This window comes from Streptomyces sp. YIM 121038, assembly GCF_006088715.1.
GTDB lineage: Bacteria > Actinomycetota > Actinomycetes > Streptomycetales > Streptomycetaceae > Streptomyces.
The window spans coordinates 3,960,580-3,983,247 of the sequence record NZ_CP030771.1 but is presented as its reverse complement, the minus strand read 5'-3'; the positions used below and the strand labels follow the sequence as shown (position 1 = coordinate 3,983,247).

Genomic DNA, 22,668 nt, shown 5'->3' with positions numbered 1-22,668 from the left:
GGAATCGGGAAGGGGCGGGTCTGGGGCGCACCCGCGAGGGCTCCTCACCTCGTGGGGATGCCGTTGGCGAATTCGGGGCTCTGCGTGACGTCGGCCTTCAAGACCTGGTTGTGGTCTTGAAGGCCGACGTTGTCGTATGGGGTGGGTGTCGATGTCGATGCGTCCGATCGGAGATGGGGAGATCCCCGCGGAGACGGTGCGGGTGGCCCAGGCGGCGTTCCCGAAGGGCAGTCTGGCGATCCGGTTGCGGGATGAGCTGGGGGTGCTGTTCCGGGACGAGCAGTTCGCGGATCTGTTCCCGTCCCGGGGCAAGCCGGCCTGGTCCCCGGGCCGGCTCGCGCTGGTGTCGGTACTCCAGTTCGCCGAGGGGCTGCCCGATCGGCAGGCGGCCCTGGCGGTGCGGGCCCGGATCGACTGGAAATACGCCCTGGGCCTGGAGCTTACCGACCCGGGCTTCGACTACTCCGTACTCAGCGAGTTCCGCACCCGGCTGGTCGAGGCGGAAGCGGGGCAGCAGGTCTTCGACCACGTCCTGGAGTCCGCCCGGAAGGCGGGAATGCTGAAGGCGCCAGGCAGGGCCCGCACCGACTCCACCCACGTACTGGCCGCGATCCGGTCGCTGAACCGGCTGGAGTTCGTCATCGAGACCCTGCGCGCTGCGCTCAACGCACTCGCCGCTGCGGCCCCCAACTGGCTGTCCGCCCACGCTGATCCGGCCTGGTTCGACCGGTATGCCACCCGGCCGGAGGACTACTGGCTGCCCTCCGGCAAGGCCAAGCGGACCGAGTTGGCCGAGCAGACCGGCCGGGACGGCATGCGCCTGCTGGCCGACGTGCACGCCGCCGGGGCGCCCGTGTGGCTGCGCGAGCTGCCCGCCGTCCAGATCCTGCGCCGGGCCTGGGTTCAGCAGTACGTGTTCGATACGGAGGGCGAGGTGCGATGGCGGGACCCAAAAGAGTGCCCGCCGGGTGCTCTTCGCCTGGTCAGCCCCTATGACACCGACGCTCGCGCGAGTGTGAAGCGGGATATCAAGTGGGACGGTTTCAAGGTCCATTTGACCGAGACCTGCGATGCGGACACGTCTCACCTGATCACGAACGTGCTGACGCAGGACGCTACCGTCCAGGACAGCACGGCCACCAACCTGGTCCACGACGCCCTCGCCGCCAGGGACCTTCTGCCCGGCGAGCATCTACTGGACGCTGGCTACATCGACGGACCCCGCATCGTCACCGCCGATCGTCAGTACGGCATCACCCTGACCGGCCCCATCCGCGGCAACACCACTGCCCAGGCCAGCGGCCCCTACAGCCAGAGCGCCTTCGCCATCGACTGGCAGAGCCAGACCGTGACCTGCCCGAACGGCAAGAACGCCACCCAATGGCGGGACAAGATCTCCGATCGTGGCGCCCCCATCATCATCGTCCGGTTCTCACCCGCTGACTGCCGCACTTGCCCCGCGCGCCCCGAGTGCGTGAGCTCACCCCGAGCCGCGAGAAGGGAAATCACCCTGCGGCCCCGGGCCGAACACGAGGCGATCCAACAGGCCCGTGCAGCCCAGGGCACTCCCGAGTGGCGGGAACGCTACGCGGCCCGCAACGGCATCGAGGGCACCCTCTCCCACGCTGTTCACACCGCCGGTCTGCGCCGGTGCCGCTACCGCGGACTCGCCAGAACCCGCCTCCAGCACCAGCTCACCGCAACCGCGATCAACCTTGCCCGCCTCGACGCCCACCTCACCGGAACACCCCTGGCCCGGACCCGCACCAGCCACTTCGCACGACTTCGCCCCGCCGACCAAACGATCGACGGGGCGAAGTAGCAGGACCCCGAATTCGCCAACGGCATCCCTCGTGGGATAGCGGCCCCGCAGCGCCCCGCGGGCGGGCAGGAGCGTGCCCGCGCAGACCGTGGCGGAGGTCAGGGCGACGATGAGCGCGGCCTGGGTGAGGGGCAGGTGGGGGAGGGTGCCCGCGGAGGTGAGGGTGAAGGCGGTGAGGGGGACCAGGGCGACGGCCGTGCCGACGGCGAGGCCCGTGAGCGCCACGGCCCCGGCCTCCAGGCGCAGCACGCGCCGGAGCTGGGCCCGCCCCGCCCCCACCCGCCGCAGCAGCGCGAGCTCGGGCCGCCGCCCCACCCCGATGAGGGCGAGGGTGGACAGCACGGAGAGGGCGGTGAAGCCGCCGATCGCGGCGACGACGGCCCCGGTGACCACATCGGCCAGGGCCTGGTCCGCGGGCGCGACCCGCACCGCGTCCCGCACGGCACCGGCTCCCCGGGAGAGCCGCGCCCCGGGCACGACGGACCGTACCGCGGCCGGGACGCCGGGACCTTCCGCGGCGGGGACGCCGGGACCTTCCGTGGCGGGGACGCCGGGACGCTCCGCGGCCGGGACGCCGGGACGCTCCGTGGCGGGGACGCCGGGACGCTCCGTGGTCACCAGGACGCGCCGCTCCCCGGGCCCGCCTCCCGACATGTGGCGGACCAGTTCGTCGCGGGGGAGCAGGAAGTCCCCGAGGCCCAGGCCGCGTTCGTACACCGCGATCACGCGCGGGCGGACCGCGGTGCCGTCGCCGAGGCGCAGGGACACCGGGGAGCCGACGCCCGCGTCCAGGTCGCGGGCGCGCTCCCGGCTGATCGCGACCGTCCCCGGGCGCAGCCGGGCCAGGGTGCCCTCGGTGACGGCGGGATCCAGGGTCCGGCGCAGGCCGGGGGCCGTCACGCCCAGGACGGGGAGGCGGTCCAGGCGCGGGGAGCCCGCCTCGCGGCGGGCCACGACCACCGTGCTGTGGACGACCTCGGTGGCCGCCCGCACCCCGGGCGCCGCGCGCAGCCGGTCGAGGGCCCCGGCGGGCAGGCCCCCGTCGGCCCGGACGACGAGGTCGGCGCGGACGGCGTCGCGCAGCTGGGCGCCCGCCGCGTGCGTCAGCGTGGCGCCCGCCGACAGCTGGACGCCCATGAAGGCCGTGACGAGGACGACGGGCGTGATCGCCGCGCCCAGACGGCCCGCCGTCGCCGCGCAGTTGGCGGCCGCGAGGTACCCGGCCGGGCCCCCGGCGCGCCGCAGCGGCCCGCCGAGCACGCGCAGCGCGCCGCGCGCGATCCACGGCCCGAGCAGCGCGCACCCGATGACCAGGGCGAGGGCCGCGGCGCTCGCCGCGGCGGCGGCCGCCTGGCCGTGCTGCAGCGCGGCCGTCCCCGCCGAGGTGACGCCGACGCCGAGCAGGACGAGCCCGGTGACACGGCGCGCGGTCCCCGGCTCCGGCTCGCGCAGGGCCTCGGCCGGGCGCGCCTTCGCCGTGCGCGCGCACGCGAACAGGGCCGCGAGGCGGGCGATGAGGAGCGTCACCCCCGCCGTGCCGAGGGGGAGCGCCAACAGCCAGACGGGGGTGGGAAGTTCCAGGCCGGGCGGCAGTGCGTCGCGGGCGTCCAGCAGGGCGCGCAGACCCGCGTGCGTCGGGACAGCGAGCGCCGCGCCGAGCAGCCCCGCGGCCATGGCGACGCGGCCCACCTCGCGGCCCACCGCGCCGCGCAGCTGCCGCGGTGTCGCGCCCACGGCCCGCAACAGGCCCAGCTCGTGGGCCCGTTGCCGCAGGGCCTGCGCCACCGTGGAGGAGACGACGAGGAGCGCGACGAGGACCACGGAGCCCGCCACCGCGCCGAGGAGCTCCAGGAGGCCCGCGCGGGCGGGCGCGGCGGCCAGGTGCTCCGCCGCGCCCCGGCCGTTCCCGGTGAGGACGCGCAGCCGGGCCGCGTCGCCCTCGGCCCGGCGGTCCGCGCCGCGCAGGCCCGCCCCGTCCACGGCCGCGCGCACCCGGTCGTAGACGTCGGCGGTGCGGACGCCGGGCCGCGTCACGACGCCGACGGCGTCCACGGTGCCCGTCCCCGGGGCCAGCCGGCGGGCCTCGGCCGCGGTGAAGTAGACGGCCGACCGGGGGCCGTGCGCGGTGCCGACGACCCGGTACGCCGCCTCGGCGTCGCCGACCCGCAGCAGCACGCGGGACCCGGGGGCGTGGCCGCCGCCCACGACGACCTCGCGGTCGTGCCGGGGCGGGTGTCCGGCGCGCAGCGCGTACGGCGCGAGGCGGGCCGCCTCCCAGGGGCGGCCGGTCGCCGCCCGGCCCCCGGCGCCGACGGGGAACACCCGGTCCGCCACCGCGCGCCGCACCCCGGGGACCGCGCGCACCACGTCCAGGACGCGTTCCGGCACCCGGACGCGCTCGGTCAGCCCGGCCGTGGCCGTCTCGGGCTCCGAGCCCCACGGCTTGGTCGTGTAGCGGGTGTGCTGGTCCCCGGCGACCACGAGGTCGGCGGCGGCGTAGCGCTCCACGCGCGCGTGGCCGAGGCCCGCGGAGGCCACGGCGAGCGCGAAGGCGCCGAGCAGGGCCGAGGTGAGCACGAGCGCGGCGAAGACGGCCGCCCAGGCCTTGCGGTGGGTGCGCGCCGCGCGGGCCGCGAGCAGCGACGCGGCCCTCACGCCGCCACCGCCGCCCGGCCGATGCGGCGCAGCACGTCCCGCACGCGCGGCGCGTCCGGGCGGTGCAGCGCCGCCACGAGCCGCCCCTGCGCCAGGAACACCGCCTCGTCGCACCAGGCCGCGGCGGCCGGGTCGTGCGTGACCATCACGACGGTGTGGCCGTCGTGGTCCACGGCCTGGCGCAGGAGCGAGAGGACGTCGTGGGCCGTCTCGGGGTCGAGGGCCCCGGTGGGCTCGTCGGCGAAGACGACGGCCGGGTCGGTGACCAGGGCGCGGGCGATCGCGACGCGCTGCTGCTGGCCGCCGGACAGCTCGGCCGGGCGGTCGTCGGCCCGGTCGGCGAGGCCGACGGCGGCCAGCGCCCGGGTCGCGGGGCCGTGCGGGTCGGCGGCGGCGCCGAGGAGCAGCGGCAGGGCGACGTTCTCGGCGACGCTCAGCGAGGGGACGAGGTTGTGGGTCTGGAAGACGAAGCCGACGCGCTCCCGGCGCAGGCCGGTCAGCCGGGCCTCCTTGAGGCCGTCGAGGGCGACGCCTTCGATCCGCACGGTGCCGGAGGTCGGACGGTCGAGGCCCGCCGCGCACTGCAGGAGCGTCGACTTGCCCGACCCCGAGGGCCCCATGACCGCGAGGAAGCGGCCGCGCGGCACGACCAGGTCCACGGGGTGCAGGGCCACGAGCGCGCCGCGCCGGTAGGTGCGCCCGACGCCGTCGAGCGTCAGCGCGTGGCTCTCGGGGCGCCGCTCCTCGACCGTCTCCCGCGCGGGTCCGCGCCGCCTGAACATGCCGTACGTCCTCTCCGTGGCCGTCGCGGCGATCGCGCCGCCCGTCGGAGGAAACGCTAGGAATCAGGGCCCGTGCGCCGCGAGAGAGCGCGGTACCGGAGCGGGGGTGGAGCCTGCTACACCCCCGTGTGCTCGGCCGGGTTCCGCAACAGCTCCACCAGGGCGGAGATGCTCTGGTCCCCGCGCCCCTCGGCCATGGCCCGGCGGAGCAGGTCGTGCATGGGCGCGTGCCAGCGCACGTCGAGGCCGTTCTCGGTGCCCAGCTCCTCGTCGTACGGGATGCCCGCGTGGAAGATCTCGATGGCGGAGAGGGGGGCGGAGTAGTCGCCGCGGTCGATCTCCGCCGCGTAGTGCGGGAGCAGCGAGCCGATCATCTCCAGCCACTTCCTCGTGTGCGGCACCAGCGTGTCCGTCGTCAGGCCGCGCGCGGTGACGAGGGCGGCGCCCTGGAAGAAGCCGAGCAGGGCGGGCAGCAGGGTGCCGCCGACGGCCAGCTCGTACAGGGCGGCGAGGTCCGGCTCCGGGCCGAGGAACTGGGTGTCGCCGCCCAGGACCCGCAGCGTCGCCCCGTACTCGTCGAACACGGTCCGGTCGCCGCCGTAGTACAGCAGGGTGTCGGGCTTGCCGACGGCCGTCGGCACGTTCTTGACCGCGCCGTCGAGGAAGCGGGCGCCGTGCCCGGTGGCCCAGGAGGCCATGGTGCGGGCGCCGGACGGGCTGCCGGAGTTGAGGGTGACCAGGGCGCGCCCGGCGAGTTCGGCGGCGGCCGGCTCCAGGGCGGCGAGGGTCGCGTCGTACGTCGTCAGACAGGTGACGGTCAGCGGGCTCGCGGCGATGGCCGCGCGGATGTCGGGGGCGTGCGCGGCGCCCTGCTCGACGAGCGGCGCGGCCTTCTCGGGGCTGCGGTTCCAGACGGTGACGGGGTGCCCGGCGGCGAGGAGGGCGGAGGCGAGCGCCGCGCCCATCGCCCCGAGTCCGACGACGGTCACGGGCGTGCGGGCAGGCGTGGGCATGGAGGCTCCAATGCTGGGGCGGGGTGGGGGTGTTGATCGCTCACCCCAGCCTGGATTCCACCGTCGCGTTCCTCAAGTACCGACTATTTAGTGGGGTACTTACCTTTCGGTGGGTGCTCGCGCCGCCGGGTCAGGACGCCGCCGCGCGCTCCGCCTCGGGGTGCAGCCGCACCCAGCCCGCCCACGCCGACTCGACCATCTCGCGCACGTCCCGCTTGGCCGACCAGCCCAGCTCGGCCGTGATGCGGTCGGCGGCGGCGACGACGCGCGCCGGGTCGCCCGCGCGGCGCCCGGTGACCTCGGCGGGGACGGCGTACCCGGTGACGTCGGCGATGAGGTCGACCATCTCGCGGACCGAGACGCCCTCGCCCCGGCCGATGTTGAGCGTCAGATCGGTGCCCTCGGGCACTTCGGCGAGGCGCCGGGCGGCGGCCACATGGGCCTCGGCGACGTCGCTGATGTGGATGTAGTCGCGCACGCAGGTGCCGTCGGGCGTGGGGTAGTCGGCGCCGAAGACGCGCGGGGCCTCGCCCTGGGTGAGCTTCTCGAAGACCATCGGGACGATGTTGAAGACGCCGGTGTCGGCGAGGTCGGGGCTCGCCGCGCCCGCCACGTTGAAGTACCGCAGGCAGGCCGTGCGCAGGCCCGTGGCCCGGCCCGTCGCGCGGGTCAGCCACTCGCCCGCGAGCTTCGTCTCGCCGTACGGGCTCATCGGCAGGCAGGGCGTGTCCTCCGTGACGAGGTCGACGTCCGGCATGCCGTACACCGCGGCGGAGGAGGACAGGACGAAGGCCGGGACGCCCGCGTCCGTCATGGTCTCCAGGAGGACGCGCAGGCCTTCCACGTTCTCCCGGTAGTAGCGCAGGGGCTGCTCCACGGACTCGCCGACCTGCTTCTTGGCCGCGAGGTGGATGACGCCCGTGACCTCGTGCTCCGCCAGGGCGCGGGCGAGCGGCCCGGCGTCCAGGGTCGAGCCGGTGACGAGCGGCACCTCGGCGGGTACGCGCGCGGCGATGCCGGTGGACAGGTCGTCGTAGACCACGGTCCGCTCGCCCGCCTCGGTCATGGCGCGTACGACATGCGCGCCGATGTAGCCGGCGCCGCCGGTGATCAGCCAGGTCATGGTCAGCTCGTCCCGTCGTCTGTCGTGTGTCGTGTGTCGTGTGTCGTGCTCGTCCCGGACGGTGCAGTCTCGCAGAGGCGGGGTGAGGGGTGTGTCAGTGGGCGTTTCCTCCCGGTCGCAGGGCGCGCAACAGGCGCCCGAACCGCCGCCGCGCGACCCCGGCGACGCCGAGCGCGCCCGGCGCGAGCCGCACCGCCAGGTTTCCGGCCCGGGTGGCGTAGGGCTGGACGAGCAGCACGCCGCGCCGCCCGTCCGGTACCACCGCGCGGCGCAGCAGGCCGGGGCCCGGCACCGCGCGGGCCGTGGTCTCGCGGGTCGTGCCGTCGTCGAAGAGCAGGCGCACCCGCAGGTCGAAGACGTCGCCGTCGAGCGCGCCGAGGTCGAGCCGGACCTCCGCCTCCCAGGTCCCGTCCGGCGTCCCGGCGCCGAACGCGGCGGTGCGGCGCAGCCCCGGGCGGCCGCCGTCCCGGGGCACCAGCTCCACGTCGACCACGGCGGGACCGGCCTCGGCCACCCGCCCGTACAGCTCGTGCAGGCGCAGCCGCAGCGTGCCCGCGCGCGGGCGCAGCTCGGCGTCGACGGTGAGCGGGAGCAGCCGCAGCGGGCGGTGGAGGAGGTGGTCGAGGGTGACCTGGGGCAGGTCGGCGGACCACACGGGCGTGGCGTCGCCCGCGCGCGCGTACGGCGGGGCGAGCCGGGCCGGGCGCGCGGCCACCTGCTGGATCCTGGCCAGGTCGCGGGGGTGCGGCGAGGCGAGCAGGACCCGGGCGATGACGCGTCCTGGCGCGGGCGCGGCCTCCAGGTCGGCGGTGTCGAACTCCGTCAGGTACGCGCGCGTGAGCGCCCACCACTCGCGCTGGTACGCCGTGCCGCGCGCGGGCAGCTCGCGTGCGTATATCCGCAGGGAGTGGTCGAGGAACTTGGCCCGCGCGGCCCGCGCGAGCGCCTTGCCGCCGCTGTCCCCGGTCGCGCGCAGGATGTCCACGGCCTGGCGGTGGGCCCCGACGCGGGCCTTCCAGTTGGCGATCCCGGAGCGGTCGAGGGAGATCGACAGCTTGGCGGCGGCGCGCCGCACGTGCCACACGTAGACGGGGTCGGGGACGAGCGCGACGCGCGGCGCGGCGGCGAGCACGCGGGCGCCGAAGACGAAGTCCTCGTAGAGGAAGCGGCCTTCGGGGAAGCGGGCGCCGTGCGCGCGCAGGAAGTCCGTGCGGTAGAGCTTGTTGACGCAGAGGGTGTCGTGGACCAGGCGCGGGCGCAGCTCGGGGCGGGCGACGAGCGCGGGCTTGCGGTACAGCTCGGGCTGCCAGGGCACCTCGCGCCCGGACGGCAGCTCGCGGCGCACGCACAGGCCGGACGCGACCTCGGCGCCGTGGCGCACGGCGGCGGCGAGCAGGGCCTCGGCCGCGCCCGGCGGCAGCACGTCGTCGCTGTCGAGGAACATCACGTACGCGCCGGTGGCGGCGTCGATCCCGGCGTTGCGCGGGGCGCCGCAGCCGCCGCTGTTGGCCGCGCGGCGCAGCACCTTCAGGCGCGGCTCGGCCCCGGCCAGGTCGTGCAGGACCGCGAGGCTGTCGTCGGTCGAGCAGTCGTCGACGGCGATCACCTCCCGGACCACGGGGCCCTGGGCGAGCGCGGAGCGCACCGCGTCCGCGACGTGCGGGGCGTCGTTGTAGCCGATCACGACGACGGTGACGCACGGGGACGACGGCTGCGCCTGAGGCGAATTCGGTTCCACAAGGGAAATGTTAGAGGTTGCCAGGAATTATCCGATTAAGGGCCCGTGCTGGGTCGTCTGTGGCATGTCTGGTTAATCCCTGTCATATCGGAGCAAAGCTCTTCTTCGTGCGGGTCACGCGGGGCAAGCGGTACAGGCGATTCCAGCAGGCAGGGCAGGCAGGGCAGGCAGGGCAGGCAGAGCAGGCGGAGCGGGCAGGGCAGGCAGAGCGGACGGGGCAGGCAGGGCGGGCAGGGCGGACGGGGAGTGCGGGGCGGCTCCGGGGAGCGGGGGTCGTCCTCGCGCCCGCCCTCGTCATGCTCGCCGTCGGCCTGTGGGGCGTCGTACGCGGCAACGTCTGGCGCGACGAAGGCGTCACGCTCCAGGTCGCGCGCCGCTCGCTGCCCGAGATCTGGCGGCTCCTCCGCACCGTGGACGCCGTGCACGGCCTCTACTACCTGCTCATGCACACCGTGCTCCCGGCCGACGCGGGCGAGCTCGCGCTGCGCCTCCCGTCCGTGCTCGCGGCGGCCGCCACCGCCGGGCTCGTCGCCGCCGTCGGGGCCCGCCTCGCCCGCCCGCGCGTCGGCCTGTGGGCGGGCCTCCTGTACGCGGTGACACCGCTCGCCGGGCAGTACGCGCAGCAGGGCCGCTCCTACGCGCTCGTCGCCGCCGGGGCGGCCCTCGCCACGCTGCTGCTCGTCCGGGCCGCCGAGCGCCCGGAGCGGCCCCGGCCGTGGTGCGCGTACGCCGCCGTGAGCGCCGCCACCGTGCTCCTGCACGAACTCGCCGGGCTGCTGCTCGCCGCACACGCCGTGGCCCTGCTGCTCGGCCGCGCCGCGCCCCGCGTGCGGCGGGCCTGGGCGGGCGCGGCGGCCCCCGCCGCGCTGGCCCTGGTGCCGCTCGCCCTCGTCTCGCACCGGCAGGCGGCGCAGGTCGGCTGGCTGCGGCCGCCCGACGGCACGGCCGCGGTGCGGCTCCTGCGGGAGTTCACCGGGCCGACGCTCGCCGTCCTCGCCGCCGAACTGGCCCTGGCCGCGCTCGCCCTGTGCGGCCCCTGGACCCGCCGCCGCGCCGGGCTCCCCCTCCAGGCGGTGGCCCTGCCGCTGCTCGTCGTGCCGCCCGCCGCGCTGCTCGCGGTCTCGCAGCAGTGGCCGCTGTACCACGCGCGGTACGTGCTGTTCGCGCTCGCGGGCGGGCCGTTGCTGGTGGCGGCGGGCGCCGATCGGGCGGTGCGGGCGGTGCGGGCGTTCTCGGGCGGGCGCGGCCGCGGTGCCGTGGCCGCCGCCGGGGCGCTCGCCGTCGGCTGCGTCTTCTGGTGGCAGTTCCCCCTGCACCGGAGCGACCGGGCCGCCGGGCGCGGCGAGGACCACGCGGCGCTCGCCGCCGTCGCCGCCCGCGAACTGCGCCCCGGCGACCCGGTCCTGTATCTGCCGCTCATCGCCCGCCGCGTCCCGCTCACGTACCCCGACGCCTTCCACGGCGTACGGGACGTGGCCCTGCGGACGTCGGGCGCCGCGTCCGGCACGCTCTACGGCCGCGAGGCGGGCCCCGCCGAACTGCGCCGCAGGCTCGCGGGCGTGGACCGCCTCTGGGTGCTCTCCGAGGCGGGCCCGCTGCGGGGCGCGGCCGGTGACCGCGGCGGCACGGAGGGCGTCAAGCTCGCCGTGCTGCGCGGGGAGTTCGCCCGGCACGCCGAGTACGTCACGGTCGGCGGGGCGCTGCGGCTCTACGTACGCCGCTGACCTGCTCCGCCGACCCTGGCCAGGACCTCGCCGGTGCGCGGCCCCCACGCCACCACCACCGCCTCCGGCGGCACCCGCTGCGCCGGGTCGAGGAGCAGCCAGCGCACGGCGTAGCGGCGCACGACGGCGGCGCGCTCGGCGCGGGTCGACTCCGGCGCGAGGTACGCCCGCACCGCGCGCAGCCGCCGCCCGCGCTCCTCCTCGGCGAGCGAGGTGTCCGGCCAGGCGGGCGCGACGAGGTTGGCGCCGAAGGCCGGGAGCGAGCGCGTGGGCCGGTAGCCGTCGGTGAGCACCACGTCGCCGGGGTGCATCCGGGCGGCCGCCCAGGCGTAGCCGGGCCAGCGCGGCGGCTGGTCGAAGCCCACCGGGTCGAGGGCGCGGGGCACCACCGCCCCCGCCTGGACCTGGCAGAACCCGACGGCCGCCCCGAGCGCGGCCGCCCCCGCGAGCGCGGCGCGGCGCGTCCCCCACGGGCGGGGCGCCGCCAGCTCGATCGCCAGGGCGAACTGGAGGGGGACCAGGGTGAGGCCGAGGATGCGGCCGTACGTGTAGTGGCCGCTGAGCCAGCCGTAGGCGACGACCGCGCAGTCGAGGGCGAACATCAGGACCAGGGGGTCCCGGTGGTCGCGGCGCCAGCGCAGGCCCAGGGCGGGGAGGCCGAGGCCCGCGAGCCAGAAGCGCGCGGGCATCTCTGTGTAGAGCTGTCGGTGGATGCCGTCCACTGAGGAGTCGCCCACGAGGGTGAGGGGGTTGAAGTAGGGCCAGGTCGTCGCTACTGCCACGGCGGCCGTGGCGGCCAGGGCCCAGCGGGCCGCGGCACGGGGGCGTCCGCGGCGGGCGACCGCGAAGGACGCCACCCCGATCACCGCTGCCACCGACGAGATCGGGTGGATGAGCAGGATCAGGCCGCACAGCGCGCCCAGCCCCCCGTAACCCCAGGCCGACTTCGGGCCCGTGGCCGTCCAGGACCAGGTCCAGAAGGTCAGGCCGATGGCGAAGGCCGACGGGTAGCCGAGGTTGCCCGTCATCGACAGCAGGCCCAGGTAGCCGCTCCACCAGGCGGTGCGGGTGCCCCACAGCAGGACCATCGCGGCGAGGGCGAGGACCGGGGCCCAGGGCCGGGGCGTGAGGGCGCGGACGAAGCGGTTCAGGCCGGTGAGCAGGACGAGCAGGTTGACCGGACCGGCGAGCTTGACCGTCTCCCAGCCGGTCAGGCCGGTGGCCTTGGCGAACAGGGCCTGGGCGACGGCGTAGGGGGAGTAGTACGCGCTGCCGTCGCCCGGCAGGTCCGCCATCGGGTGGGCCGGGTGCAGCAGGTCGGCCTTGAGGCGTTCGACGACCGCCGCGTGCTGGCCGAAGTCGCAGCACATCGGGACCCGCCAGTACGCGAGCGTCATGCCGAGCCAGAACAGGCCGCCGAAGACCAGGAACGGCGTCGGCCGCCACAGCCGTCCGGGGCCCGAGGCCGTGGCGCCCGCCGGGGCGCGCCCGGTCAGGAGCGCGGTCACCGCATGAGCCTCTCCGCGACGCGGGCCGCCGCCCGGCCGTCGTCGAGGTCGCAGTACTCCGCGCGGAAGGACGCGTAGGCGGGGGCGTGCCGGGCGGTGACCGCGTCGAGGTCGCGCAGGGCGGCCACGACGTCGGCGGTGGAGGCGAGCAGCGGTCCGGGCGCGCGGGTCTCGAAGTCGAGGTAGAAGCCGCGCACGGTGTCGCGGTAGTGCTCCAGGTCGTAGGCGTGGAACAGCATCGGCCTGCCGGTGTGCGCGAAGTCGAACATCAGGGACGAGTAGTCGGTGACCAGGACGTCGGCGACGAGCAGGAGTTCGGCGGCGCGGGGGTGGGAGCTGACGTCGCGCACGAAGGGCGCGCGGGCGCCGGGGAGGCGGCCCGAGGTGAGCGGGTGCTTGCGGACGAGCAGGACGTGGTCGTCGCCGAGGGCGTGCTCGGCGGCGCGGAAGTCCAGGGCGGCCTCGTAGCGGAAGCGGCCGGGCGCCGCGGCGAGGTGGTCGCGGTACGTCGGCGCGTACAGGACGACCCGCTTGCCGGGGGGCAGGCCGAGGTCGCGGCGCACGCGCTCGGCGACCTTGGCGCGGTCGGCGGCGAACAGCACGTCGTTGCGCGGCGACCCGGCCTCCAGGACCTCCCCGTCGTAGGCGAGGGCGCGGCCCAGGTGCCCGGTGGCGAAGCGGTTGGGGGAGACCAGGACGTTCCACTGCCGGGCCAGGCGCGGCAGCGCGTCGAGGTGGCCGTGGTCGGCGTACAGGGTGTCGGTCAGATCGGTGCCGAGGCGCTTGAGCGGGGCGCCGTGCCAGGTCTGCACGACCGTCTGGCCGGGGCGCCGCTCGAAGAAGTCCGGCAGGTGGCCCGCGGTGACGACGCGGCGGCAGCGGGCCAGGGCCTCGTACCAGGCGGCGCTGTGCTCCTCCACGCCGCGCGCGCCGGGCGGCACCGGCGTCTGCTGGTCGTGCGTGACCCACAGGTGCTCGACGTCGGCGCCGCGCCGCACCAGTTCGTCGTGGACGGCGCGCGGCGAGTCGCCGCCGAGGTACAGGACCGCGTCGCGCAGGGACTTGGCGCGCTCCCTCGGGTAGTGCTCGGTGCGCAGCCGGTGGCGCCGGTACGCGCCGCGCTCGGTGGGCGCGAGCACGGACCCGGCCTCGATCAGGAGCCGGTCGCCGAAGCGCCGGTCGACGGTGAACCGCCGCCCGCCGACGGTGCGGTGGTCCGGCAGGGCCGCGCCGAGGGAGGCGAGGACCCGCACGGGCACACCCGGTCCGCCGTGCCCGGCCTCCCGCAGGAAGGCGTACCAGCGGCCCTGCCGCAGCACGCCGCCGCCGGGGGCGAGGGCCGCGCGGAAGCGGCCGCCGACGCGCTCCACCGGCACGGTCACCTCGTCGTCGCGGCCGCTGTGGCGCAGCACGAGTTCGGCGCTGGGCCAGCTGGCGGGCGTGGCCGTGCCCTCCACGGTGAGGCCGCCGTCGTCGGTCCAGGCCAGGCGGTCGGCGACGGGCTGCCGGGTGAGTTCCACGACGAGGCGGCCCTGGTCGTCGGCGGTGGCGCACAGCTCGCGGCCTGGCCGGGACGCGTACCGGCCCGGCGGCAGGCCGAGGGCGGCGGCGAGCGGCACCCGCTTGCCGTCGGGCAGCACCAGGCGGGCCTGCCAGCGGTCGCCGTGCGGGGGCTCGACCTGGGCGGGCGCGTGCTGCGGGGCGGGCGGCACGTCCTCCAGGTCGGCGAGGCGGATCCGGGTGTCGAAGCGGTCGCCGGCGACCGTGACCGGGTAGTGGAACTCGGCGGAGCCGTTGCTCAGCCGCAGCGTCCGCGGGCGGGCGCCGCCGGTGAGCGCCCCGGTGAGCACGGCGTGGCCGTCGTCGAGGCGGTGGGCGTCCACGCGTGCCGCGTACTCCTGGATCCGCAGGACGAGCCGCCCCTTGCTGAAGCCCGCCGTCAGGCGCAGCCCGTCGTCGAGGTCGCGGACCAGGGACTGGGTGCCCGCGCCGTCCTGGGCGCGCACGGCGGCGCGCCGCACCGTGCCGTGGCCCGCGACGACGACGCCGAGCAGCCAGTTCCCGGGCTGCCAGCGGCCGCCGGTCTTCAGGCGCTCGGGGTCGACGGTCATCTCGAAGCCGGACAGGTCGTAGCTGTGCAGCTGCTGGCGCGAGGCCTCGGTGGCCTCGGGCAGGGAGACGGTGCGGGTGGGCACGCGACGGAACCTGCCCTTGCTGTGGGCGGACTTGAGGAGCCCGGTCTTCACGCTCCTGGTGGGGCGGTCGGCCGGGAGGTTGCGCACGTACGCGTAGCCGCTCAGGCGCAGCCGCCCCTCGGCGTCCCAGGAGGCCTCGCGCAGCCGGGCCACGACGGGCAGTTCGCCGCGGCCGAGCCGGGTCAGCTCGCGCGGCAGCGCGCCGACGCCGGGGAACGCGGCGTACCGGCGGCGGGCGCCGCGCACCGCGAACACGCCCTTGCCGCCCCGGCGTTCGCGGGCGAGCAGCGCGATCAGCTCCTCGGCGCGCCGCTCGCGCACCAGCTGCCACTTCACCCGCAGGTCCACGGGGAGGCGCCGGACGACGTCCGGGTCCGCGGCGCCCAGGAACTCCGTGGTGCCGTCCAGGAACGCGGCCCGGTACTCGGGACCGCCCATCGGAAGCCCCTCCAGGAAGTACACGAAGTCGTCGCGCAGACAGGACGCGTCGTACGTCGCCTTGAGGCCGGGCGCGCGCTCGCCGAGGAAGGCGCTGACGTGGGCGCAGGCCGCGATCCGGTCGCGCACGCCCTTGACGTCGGTGCGCCGCCGCGTGATGGAGCCCTCGCGCACCCGCCAGTAGTAGACGTGCTCGCTCAGCACGTCCACGGCCTCGGCGAGGAAGTGCGCGGGGATCATCACCGGCGTGTCCTCGTACAGCCTGCCCTCGGGGAAGACGAAGCCGTGCCGGTCCCAGAACGCCCTGCGGAACATCTTGTTCCAGGCGACGCGGTCGGCCAGGAGCGCGAGATCGCGGCCGATGTGCGTGCGGGTGCGCGGCTCGGTGAGCCACTGGTACTGCCAGGCCTGCGAGCGGCCGCGCTCGGTGAGCCGCCACACGTTGCCGGTGGCGAAGTCGGAGCCGCTGATGTCCAGGCTCTCGATCATCCGGGCGTACGCGCCGTCCGGCACGACGTCGTCGCTGTCCACGAACGTCAGATACGCGGCGCCCGGACTCGCGTGCCGCACGCCGGTGTTGCGGGCGGCGCTCAGCCCCGCGTTGGGCTGGCGCACGTAGACGAACCGCGGGTCGCGGGCGGCGAAGGCGCGCGCGATGTCCGGGCTCGCGTCGGTGGAGCCGTCGTCGACGAGGATGACCTCCAGGCCGCCGCGGGAGCCGGGGCCGTCCCCGGGGCCCGGTGTCTGCCGGGCGATCGACTCCAGGCACTCCTCAAGGAACTCCTCGACGTTGTAGATGGGTACGACGACGCTGAGTCGGGGCTGCACGGGCGACCGGCCTTTCCTGGGCGTACGGGGGCAATACGTCCATTACGGGCGTATCCCTCCCGTTTTCCCGGTCGCGTCGCCCTTGTTGGCGCCGATCACCCCTACGAGTGAGGGTTCTTCGGCGGTCCGTACGCATTGGCTACCGTCGGTGCGTATGTCGCGCTTCTCCGTAGTCGTGCCCGTCCACCGCGTCCAGGGCTATCTCAGGGAGTGCCTTGACTCGGTGCTCGACCAGTCCTTCGGCGACCTCGAACTGATCGTCGTCGACGACGCCTCCCCCGACGGCTGCGCGGGCATCGCCGCCGCCTACGCGCGCCGCGACCCGCGCGCGCACCTCGTCCGGCTGCCCGAGAGCCGGGGCCCGGGCCCCGCCCGCGACGCCGGGGCCGCCCGCGCCACCGGCGCCTATCTGCTCTTCCTCGACGGCGACGACCTGCTCCTGCCCGGCGCGCTCGGCGCCGCCGACGCCGCGCTCACCGGGGCGGGCGACCCGGACGTCCTGCTGTTCGGACACGACAGGATCAACTGGTGGGGAGACGTGCGCGCCGGACGCGACGACCTGACCGGCGATCCGCTCGCCGTCACACCTGCCGCCTGGAACCGCGTCGTACGGCGGGAGTTCTGGACCGGGCAGCGTCTGGCGTTCTCAGCGGGCCCCTACGAGGACGTGGTGCCCGCGCACCGGGCGACCCTCCAGGCCGGAGACCGCGTCGCCGCGCTCGACCGGGTGTGCGTGCGCTGGCGGGAGCGGCGCGTCGGCGGCTTCGCCAACACCCCGGGCGAGCGGCACCTCACCGTGATCGAGCGCTACGAGGAGCTGTTCACCGGCGCCTACGACGCCCCGGACGCCGTCGCCCGGCTCTACCCGCACGCCGTACGCCATCTGCTCGCCGTCCTCGGCGACCCCGGGCGCGTCGCCCCGCGCGACCGGCCGGAGTTCTTCCGCCGCGCGGCCCCGCTGCTCGGCGCGCACCGCCCGCCGGGCCACACACCCGCATCGGCCGAGGAGCGCGCCCTGGCCGACGGCTCGCACCGCGCCTACGAACGCCTGGAGCGGACCGCGAGCCGGGGCGCCGCCCTGCGCGCCCAGCTCGCCCGGCGCAAGAAGCAGCTCGCCGCCCGCGTCAAGCGCACCGCCTACCGCGCCGAGCTGCGCACCGCCCGCCTCGACCCGGAACTCGCCGTCTACGGGGCGTACTGGAACCGCGGCGTCGCCTGCAACCCGGCCGCCATCCACGCCAAGGCCCGCGAACTCGCCCCGCACGTCAAGGGCGTCTTCGTCGTCTCGTACCACCACCGGCACCTGGTCCCGCCCGGCGTCGACCACGTGTTCGCGGGCTCGCTCGGCTACTGGCGGGCCATGGCCCGCGCCACGTACCTGATCAACAACTCCAGCTTCCCCGGCGGCTTCACCAAGCGCCCGGGCCAGGTCTACCTCCAGACCCACCACGGCACGCCCCTGAAGAAGATGGGCATGGACCAGCGGCGCTACCCCGCGAGCACGCACAACCTCAGCTTCCAGCGCCTCATGGACCACGTCGACCAGTGGGACTTCAGCCTCTCCGCCAACCCGCACTCCACCGAGACCTGGGAGCGCGTCTACCCCTCCGCGTCCTACCGCGCCCTGGAGCTCGGCTACCCGCGCAACGACGTGTACTTCACCGCGACGGACGACGACGTGCGCCGCGTCCGCAAGGAGCTCGGCGTCGACGACGGCCGCACGGTCCTCCTGTACGCGCCCACGCACCGCGACTACCAGAAGGGCTTCCTGCCCCGCCTCGACCTGGAGCGCCTCGCCGCCGCGCTCGGACCCGCGTACGTGGTCCTGGTCCGCGCCCACTACTTCTACGGTGCCGACGCGGGCCTGGCCGCGCACCCCGGCCTGCTCGACGTGACCGGCCACCCGCGCGTGGAGGACCTCTGCCTGGCCGCCGACGCCCTGGTGACGGACTACTCCTCGCTGATGTTCGACTACGCCTGCCTGGACCGCCCGATCGTCACCTACGCCCCCGACTGGCAGGCCTACCGCCTGGCCCGCGGCACGTACTTCGACCTCCTGTCGGGCCACGAGGGCGAGACCCCGGGCGCGGTGGCCACCACGGAGGACGACCTCGTCGCCCTGTTCCGCGACCACGCCTGGGACACCCCCGACACCACCCGCCTGCGGTCCGCCTTCCGGACCCGCTTCTGCCCGTACGACGACGGGGGAGCGGCGGAACGGGTGGTCCGGCATCTCTTCTTGGGCGAGGCGTAGGCGCCCGCTTTAGGGGCGCGGGGAACTGCGCGAGCAACCCAGACGAACCGGCACCCGCTCAACACTCCTGACGACGCAGCACCAACCGCGCCACCACAACAGCCAGCAACACCCACAACAGCAGCACCCCACCCCCGGCCAGGGGAGTCAGATCCCCCGCGTCCTGGTGGGTCTGCATCAGTCGAAGCCCCGCCCGGTCCGGAAGCAGCCGAGCGAGCGGCCGCAGCCGCGGAGCCGTGGCCATGACCCCGGAGACGACGAACAGCAGCGGAAGGAGCACCCCGAGCGCGGTCATGGAGCGCCGCACCATGAACGTAAGGGCACCGGAGAGAACGGCGAGCAACCCGGCATAGGCCCCCGCGCCGGCCACGGCGCGCACGCCCTCGCCGCTCGGGGGAAGGCCCGCACCGAGCACCGCACTCCCCGCGAGCAGCGTCACCGCGCCGGTGGCAAGACCCCAGGCGGCCCCCGCGAGCCCGAGCAGGGCGAGCTTGGCGGAGAGGAAGAGCCCCCGCCGGGGCACCGCGGCGAGGGTGGTGCGGATCATCCCGGTGCCGTACTCGTTGCCGACGGCGAGCACCGCGAGGATCACCAGCGGCACCTGCCCGAACTGAAGTCCCGTGAACGTCAGCCCCACCGGGTCGAGTTCGCGCTGCCGCCCGGCGTCCGCGGCCCGGTACTCGGGGCCGATCAGGGCGCAGAACAGCAGCCCCACGGCGACGGTGAGGGCGCTGCCGAGCGCGAGCAGGGTCCAGGTGGAGCGCACCGAGCGGAGCTTGATCCACTCGGCGGCGAGCAGGTCACGCATGCAGCGCCGCCTCCTTCCGGGAGTCGTCGGACTTGCTGGTCACGGCCGTGGCGGCGGCCGCGGGTGCGGTCGCGCGGTACTCGGCGGCGCGCTCGGTCAGACGCAGATACGCCTCCTCCAACGACGGCCGCACGGGCGTGAGTTCGTGCACGCTCAAGCCGTGCGCGGCGGCGACGTCCCCGATGCGGGCGCCGGTCAGGCCGGTCACGGTCGCGGTGTCCGGCTCGTCGTCGTACGCCACCTGCGCGCCCTCGGCGCGCAGGGCGGGCGCGAGCGCGTCGAGCCGCGGCGACACCAGGCGGACGGCGGCCGGGCCCGCCGTCAGGAGCGAGGCCATGTCGCCGTCGGCGAGGACCCGGCCCCGGCCGATCACCAGGACGTGGTCGGCGGTGACCGCCATCTCGTGCATGAGGTGGCTGGAGACCAGGACGGTGCGGCCCTCGTCGGCGAGGGCGCGCAGGAGCTTGCGCAGCCACTGGATGCCCTCGGGGTCCAGGCCGTTCATGGGCTCGTCGAGCAGCAGCACCTCGGGGTCGCCGAGCAGCGCCACCGCGATGCCGAGCCGCTGCCGCATGCCCAGCGAGAAGCCGCGCACGGGCCTGCGCGCGGCCGTCGCGAGGCCCACCAGGCCGAGGACCTCGTCCACGCGCGCCAGCGGGACGCGGTGCGTGCGCGCCAGCCAGGCGAGGTGCGCGCGGGGGCTGCGCGCCGGGTGGCAGGCCGACGCGTCGAGCAGCGCGCCCACCGTGTGCAGCGGGTCGCGCAGCTCCGCGTACGGCACGCCGCGCACCAGGGCGCTGCCCGCGTCGGGGGTGCCGAGGCCGAGGACCATCCGCAGCGTGGTGCTCTTGCCCGCGCCGTTGGGCCCGAGGAACGCGGTGACGCTCCCGGGCGCGGCCGTGAACGACAGGCCGTCCAGGACGCGGCGGCCGCCGTAGGACTTGACCAGGTCGCGGACCTCGATCACGCGGCGGCCTCCAGGGTCAGGGTGCGGTCCACCAGGCCCGCGACCGAGGTGTCGGAGTGCGAGACGACGACGAGCGTGCGGCCCTCGGACCGCCACCGGGCGAGGTCGTCGCGCACGGCGGACTCGGCGGCCGTGTCCAGGCCGTTGAACGGCTCGTCGAGCAGGAGGAGCCGGGGCGCGTGGGCGGTCGCGCAGACGTAGCCGAGCTTCTTGCGCTGGCCGAGGGAGAGTTCGCCGACGAGCACGTCGAACCGCTCGCCGAGCCCGAGGGCCGCCGCGCGCTCGCGCAGCCCGCCCGCGGGCACGCCCCACACTCCTGCCGTGAACCCCAGCTGCTCGGCCGCGGTGAGGTGTTCGTACAGCGGCGGCGGCTCCTGCACATGGCCGCGCAGGGCCCGCACCGCAGGGTCGCCGGGCGCCCGGCCGTCGACGGCGACGCGGCCCGCGTCGGGCGCGGTGAGCCCGGCGATGACCCGCAGGAGCGTGCTCTTGCCGCTGCCGTTCGGTCCGGCGACGCGGACGGACTCGCCCGCGGCGACGCGGGCGCTCAGGCCGCTGAGGACGTCCGCCGGGCCCCGGCGGACGACGAGGTCGTCGATGACTATCACTGGAGCGCTCCGGCTTTCTGCTGGCTGGCGGGCGGTGCGGCGGCCGCGGCGGGCGCCGCCTTGGGGTCGGGCAGGTCGCGGGCCGCGACGGCGCGCAGCGCGGCCCAGGCGCCCGCGAGCGAGAGCGCGAGCAGCGCGCCGTGCGCGAGGCGGGCCGCGGTGCCGTCGGCGAGGGCCCGGCAGAGGCCCGCGCCCGCCGTGACCGGCACGGTCAGCAGGGCCACGAACACGCCCTCGGTGACGTCCGCCGCCGGTGCCCGCGTGACCCGGCCGTCGGCGAAGGTCTCCGCGCGCGGCACGCAGAAGTAGGTGAGGACCGTGGCGCAGCCCGCGCCGCAGGCCACGGCGGCGAGCGCGAGCAGGGTCTGGGTCCAGGCGGCCGCGCCGCGCACCCCGCACAGCGCGGCCGCGCCCAGGGCGAACGGGCCGATCGCCGCGCCGACCGCCGCGGTCGCCGCCCACGCCTTCGCCGCCACCCAGGCGCCCGTGGGGCGCGGCGACTGGCGCAGCGCGTCCCAGCACTCCCGGTCCGCCTCGATGCCGCAGACCTGCACGACCTCGCTCGTCGTGAGCAGCGCGGCCGCCACGAACAGGGCGCCGACGGCCGCGGGGGGCAGCTGCCACACCGGCTGACCGTTCGTCACCACGACGGCCGCGCAGGCCGCTCCGGCGAACACGCCGAGCCGCTGGAGCCGCAGCAGCCCGCCGACGGTCTCCGGGTGCCCGCGCAGCAGCCGCAGCCGCGTCACGCGCCACACCGCGCGGTACGGCGACGCGGGCCATGCCCCCGTGGAGCCGGTGGCCGCGCGGGCGGCCGGGCCCGCGGCCGCGTCGCGGCGGACGGTGGCCCGCACCCGCAGCACGGCGAAGGCGGCCAGGAGCAGCGTGAGCGCGGCGTACCCGGCGACGGCGGCGCCGAGGGCGTCCGGCTCGTGCAGGTCCGTCCACAGCTGGGGACGCGAGGCCGTCACGGCGTCCCCGAGCAGCCGGGCCACGTCCTGTTCGGAGGGCCCCGAGCCGCCGCCGACCGCGCGGACGAACGGCGCCGCCACGACGCCGGTCAGGCCGCCGCCCACCAGGGCGACGGCCAGGCGAGGCAGTTGCGGCACGCGCACCACGCGCACCATGAGCGCCGTCACCAGGGCCACGCGCAGCGCGACGCCACTGACCGCGGCGCCCACCGCGTGCACCGCGAGGACCGGCAGGGCGGCGCGCCCCTCGGCCCCGGCCGCGAGCCACGGCACGGCGATCGCGGCCGCGGCGACGAGCAGCCCCGCCGCGATCCCCGCCGCGGGGACCACGAGCCGGGCGGTCACCACCTGGGCGCGGGAGACCGGCAGCGGGTGCAGCACGCTCGCGTCGGGCGGGCTCACCAGGGCGCGGGCCTTGGCCGGTTCGGCGCTGAAGAGCTGGCAGAGGAACCACAGGGCCACGGGCGTCCAGGTCCACGTGGCCAGGTCCGTCCGCAGGTCCGGTCCCGGCGGCGCCAGGACGCCGAGGGTGCGGCCGAGCACGACCAGGGTGCCGAGCAGCGCGGCCGCGCCCGCGCAGACGACGACGCGCGCCGCCGCCCGGCGGCGCCGCGCCGAAGGGCCCGTACCGGCGAGGAGGTTGAGCCGCCGCCGGGTGTCGGCGAGCCACAGGGCGTACACGGTGCGCGGCCAGGAGCCGCCCGGGCGGGCCGTCATGCCGCCTCACCGGCGCGGGCCCCGCCGAACCGCTCGGCGGGGCAGAGCACGGTGGCGGGCACGACCAGCGCGACGAAGGCCGCGGCGAGCAGCTTGGGCGCCGTCGCGGACGGCAGGTACAGCGCGAGAATGCCGAGCGGGGCCCACCACAGCACCCCGCCGACGATCATCAGGACGCTGCCCCAGCGCGCCACGGCGACGAGCAGTCCGACGGCGATCAGCACGACGCCGCTGAGCAGCCAGACGACGCTGAGCAGCTGGAGGACGCCGACGACGTCGTCCGGGTCGCCGCTCAGATCGGCCGAGCTCTCGACGGCCCGCCGCGTCGCGTCGGCCGTGGCCCGGAACGCGGCGAAGTACGCCACCGCGCACACCCCGGCGGCCGCCGCGAGCACCCCGCCCGCGATCCGCACCCCGGGCCGGGCGATGCCGTCCATGACCACGGTCCAGCAGCGCAGCGCGAACCGCAGGAGCCGGGGGTTTCCCAGGGTGGCGTGGAAGAGGCGGTGCAGCATGG

At 76.2% G+C, this 22,668-nt stretch carries 14 protein-coding genes and 1 pseudogene; 3 read left to right on the top strand and 12 right to left on the bottom strand.

The window, feature by feature from the left end:
* Nucleotides 1–151: 151 nt before the first annotated feature.
* Nucleotides 152–1,822 carry an IS1182 family transposase gene (locus C9F11_RS16645; RefSeq protein ID WP_138958190.1) on the top strand — a complete coding sequence of 557 codons (1,671 nt, stop codon included), beginning with the start codon at nucleotides 152–154 and terminating at the stop codon, nucleotides 1,820–1,822.
* A gap of 1,506 nt (nucleotides 1,823–3,328) precedes the next feature.
* Here the strand turns inward: C9F11_RS16645 and C9F11_RS49940 are convergent.
* From C9F11_RS49940 to C9F11_RS16620, 5 genes and pseudogenes are all read right to left on the bottom strand, one after another.
* Nucleotides 3,329–3,643, bottom strand: a pseudogene (locus C9F11_RS49940) (FtsX-like permease family protein); the annotation flags it as partial.
* A gap of 830 nt (nucleotides 3,644–4,473) precedes the next feature.
* Entirely contained in the window at nucleotides 4,474–5,259 is a 786-nt protein-coding gene (locus C9F11_RS16635; protein WP_138960037.1) for an ABC transporter ATP-binding protein, read from the bottom strand.
* A gap of 116 nt (nucleotides 5,260–5,375) precedes the next feature.
* Nucleotides 5,376–6,272 carry an NAD(P)-binding domain-containing protein gene (locus tag C9F11_RS16630; protein WP_138960036.1) on the bottom strand — a complete coding sequence of 299 codons (897 nt, stop codon included), beginning with the start codon at nucleotides 6,270–6,272 and terminating at the stop codon, nucleotides 5,376–5,378.
* A 130-nt stretch (nucleotides 6,273–6,402) separates the two neighbouring features.
* Complete coding sequence (gene galE, locus C9F11_RS16625) at nucleotides 6,403–7,395, bottom strand: UDP-glucose 4-epimerase GalE (RefSeq protein WP_138960035.1); 993 nt, start codon at nucleotides 7,393–7,395, stop codon at nucleotides 6,403–6,405.
* 94 nt (nucleotides 7,396–7,489) lie between these two features.
* The gene (locus tag C9F11_RS16620) at nucleotides 7,490–9,133 is read right to left on the bottom strand and encodes a glycosyltransferase family 2 protein (protein ID WP_138960034.1); all 1,644 of its coding nucleotides are present in this window, start codon (nucleotides 9,131–9,133) and stop codon (nucleotides 7,490–7,492) included.
* A gap of 296 nt (nucleotides 9,134–9,429) precedes the next feature.
* Between C9F11_RS16620 and C9F11_RS16615 the strand changes: the two genes are divergently transcribed.
* Nucleotides 9,430–10,857 carry a glycosyltransferase family 39 protein gene (locus tag C9F11_RS16615; protein WP_138960033.1) on the top strand — a complete coding sequence of 476 codons (1,428 nt, stop codon included), beginning with the start codon at nucleotides 9,430–9,432 and terminating at the stop codon, nucleotides 10,855–10,857.
* Here C9F11_RS16615 and C9F11_RS16610 read toward each other — a convergent pair.
* Both C9F11_RS16610 and C9F11_RS16605 read right to left on the bottom strand, forming a co-directional pair.
* Nucleotides 10,842–12,365 (bottom strand): hypothetical protein, encoded by a 1,524-nt coding sequence (locus C9F11_RS16610; RefSeq protein WP_138960032.1) that lies wholly within the window; start codon nucleotides 12,363–12,365, stop codon nucleotides 10,842–10,844. The two genes, C9F11_RS16615 and C9F11_RS16610, sit on opposite strands and share 16 nt — an antisense overlap.
* Nucleotides 12,362–15,826 (bottom strand): CDP-glycerol glycerophosphotransferase family protein, encoded by a 3,465-nt coding sequence (locus C9F11_RS16605; RefSeq protein ID WP_138960031.1) that lies wholly within the window; start codon nucleotides 15,824–15,826, stop codon nucleotides 12,362–12,364. The genes C9F11_RS16610 and C9F11_RS16605 overlap by 4 nt, the downstream gene beginning before the upstream one ends.
* 154 nt (nucleotides 15,827–15,980) lie before the next feature.
* On the opposite strand from C9F11_RS16605, the gene C9F11_RS16600 reads away from it, so the two are divergent.
* The gene (locus tag C9F11_RS16600; RefSeq protein ID WP_138960030.1) at nucleotides 15,981–18,080 is read left to right on the top strand and encodes a CDP-glycerol:glycerophosphate glycerophosphotransferase; all 2,100 of its coding nucleotides are present in this window, start codon (nucleotides 15,981–15,983) and stop codon (nucleotides 18,078–18,080) included.
* Between the two features lie 58 nt (nucleotides 18,081–18,138).
* On the opposite strand, the gene C9F11_RS16595 is transcribed toward C9F11_RS16600, so the two are convergent.
* Genes C9F11_RS16595 through C9F11_RS16580 form a run of 5 tightly spaced genes read right to left on the bottom strand, consistent with a single transcriptional unit; the run spans nucleotide 18,139 to nucleotide 22,666 of the window.
* Nucleotides 18,139–18,888 carry an ABC transporter permease gene (locus C9F11_RS16595; protein WP_138960029.1) on the bottom strand — a complete coding sequence of 250 codons (750 nt, stop codon included), beginning with the start codon at nucleotides 18,886–18,888 and terminating at the stop codon, nucleotides 18,139–18,141.
* On the bottom strand, nucleotides 18,881–19,855 hold the full coding sequence (locus C9F11_RS16590; RefSeq protein ID WP_138960028.1) for an ATP-binding cassette domain-containing protein: 975 nt from the start codon (nucleotides 19,853–19,855) through the stop codon (nucleotides 18,881–18,883). Before C9F11_RS16590 ends, C9F11_RS16595 begins: the two co-directional genes overlap by 8 nt.
* On the bottom strand, nucleotides 19,852–20,463 hold the full coding sequence (locus C9F11_RS47405) for an ABC transporter ATP-binding protein (RefSeq protein WP_171075755.1): 612 nt from the start codon (nucleotides 20,461–20,463) through the stop codon (nucleotides 19,852–19,854). The genes C9F11_RS16590 and C9F11_RS47405 overlap by 4 nt, the downstream gene beginning before the upstream one ends.
* The gene (locus C9F11_RS47400) at nucleotides 20,460–22,151 is read right to left on the bottom strand and encodes a hypothetical protein (RefSeq protein WP_171075754.1); all 1,692 of its coding nucleotides are present in this window, start codon (nucleotides 22,149–22,151) and stop codon (nucleotides 20,460–20,462) included. The genes C9F11_RS47405 and C9F11_RS47400 overlap by 4 nt, the downstream gene beginning before the upstream one ends.
* A complete protein-coding gene (locus C9F11_RS16580) occupies nucleotides 22,148–22,666 on the bottom strand; it encodes a hypothetical protein (RefSeq protein WP_138960026.1) in 519 nt (172 codons plus the stop codon). Before C9F11_RS16580 ends, C9F11_RS47400 begins: the two co-directional genes overlap by 4 nt.
* Nucleotides 22,667–22,668: the final 2 nt, after the last annotated feature.

Excerpts from the sequence above, each read along its gene's own strand:
- C9F11_RS16615 (WP_138960033.1), top strand. The coding sequence starts at position 9,430 with ATGCTCGCCGTCGGCCTGTGGGGCGTCGTACGCGGCAACGTCTGGCGC.
- C9F11_RS16635 (WP_138960037.1), bottom strand. The coding sequence starts at position 5,259 with ATGTTCAGGCGGCGCGGACCCGCGCGGGAGACGGTCGAGGAGCGGCGC.
- C9F11_RS16580 (WP_138960026.1), bottom strand. The coding sequence starts at position 22,666 with ATGCTGCACCGCCTCTTCCACGCCACCCTGGGAAACCCCCGGCTCCTG.
- C9F11_RS47400 (WP_171075754.1), bottom strand. The coding sequence starts at position 22,151 with ATGACGGCCCGCCCGGGCGGCTCCTGGCCGCGCACCGTGTACGCCCTG.
- galE (WP_138960035.1), bottom strand. The coding sequence starts at position 7,395 with ATGACCTGGCTGATCACCGGCGGCGCCGGCTACATCGGCGCGCATGTC.
- C9F11_RS16600 (WP_138960030.1), top strand. The coding sequence starts at position 15,981 with ATGTCGCGCTTCTCCGTAGTCGTGCCCGTCCACCGCGTCCAGGGCTAT.
- C9F11_RS16595 (WP_138960029.1), bottom strand. The coding sequence starts at position 18,888 with ATGCGTGACCTGCTCGCCGCCGAGTGGATCAAGCTCCGCTCGGTGCGC.
- C9F11_RS16630 (WP_138960036.1), bottom strand. The coding sequence starts at position 6,272 with ATGCCCACGCCTGCCCGCACGCCCGTGACCGTCGTCGGACTCGGGGCG.
- C9F11_RS16645 (WP_138958190.1), top strand. The coding sequence starts at position 152 with ATGTCGATGCGTCCGATCGGAGATGGGGAGATCCCCGCGGAGACGGTG.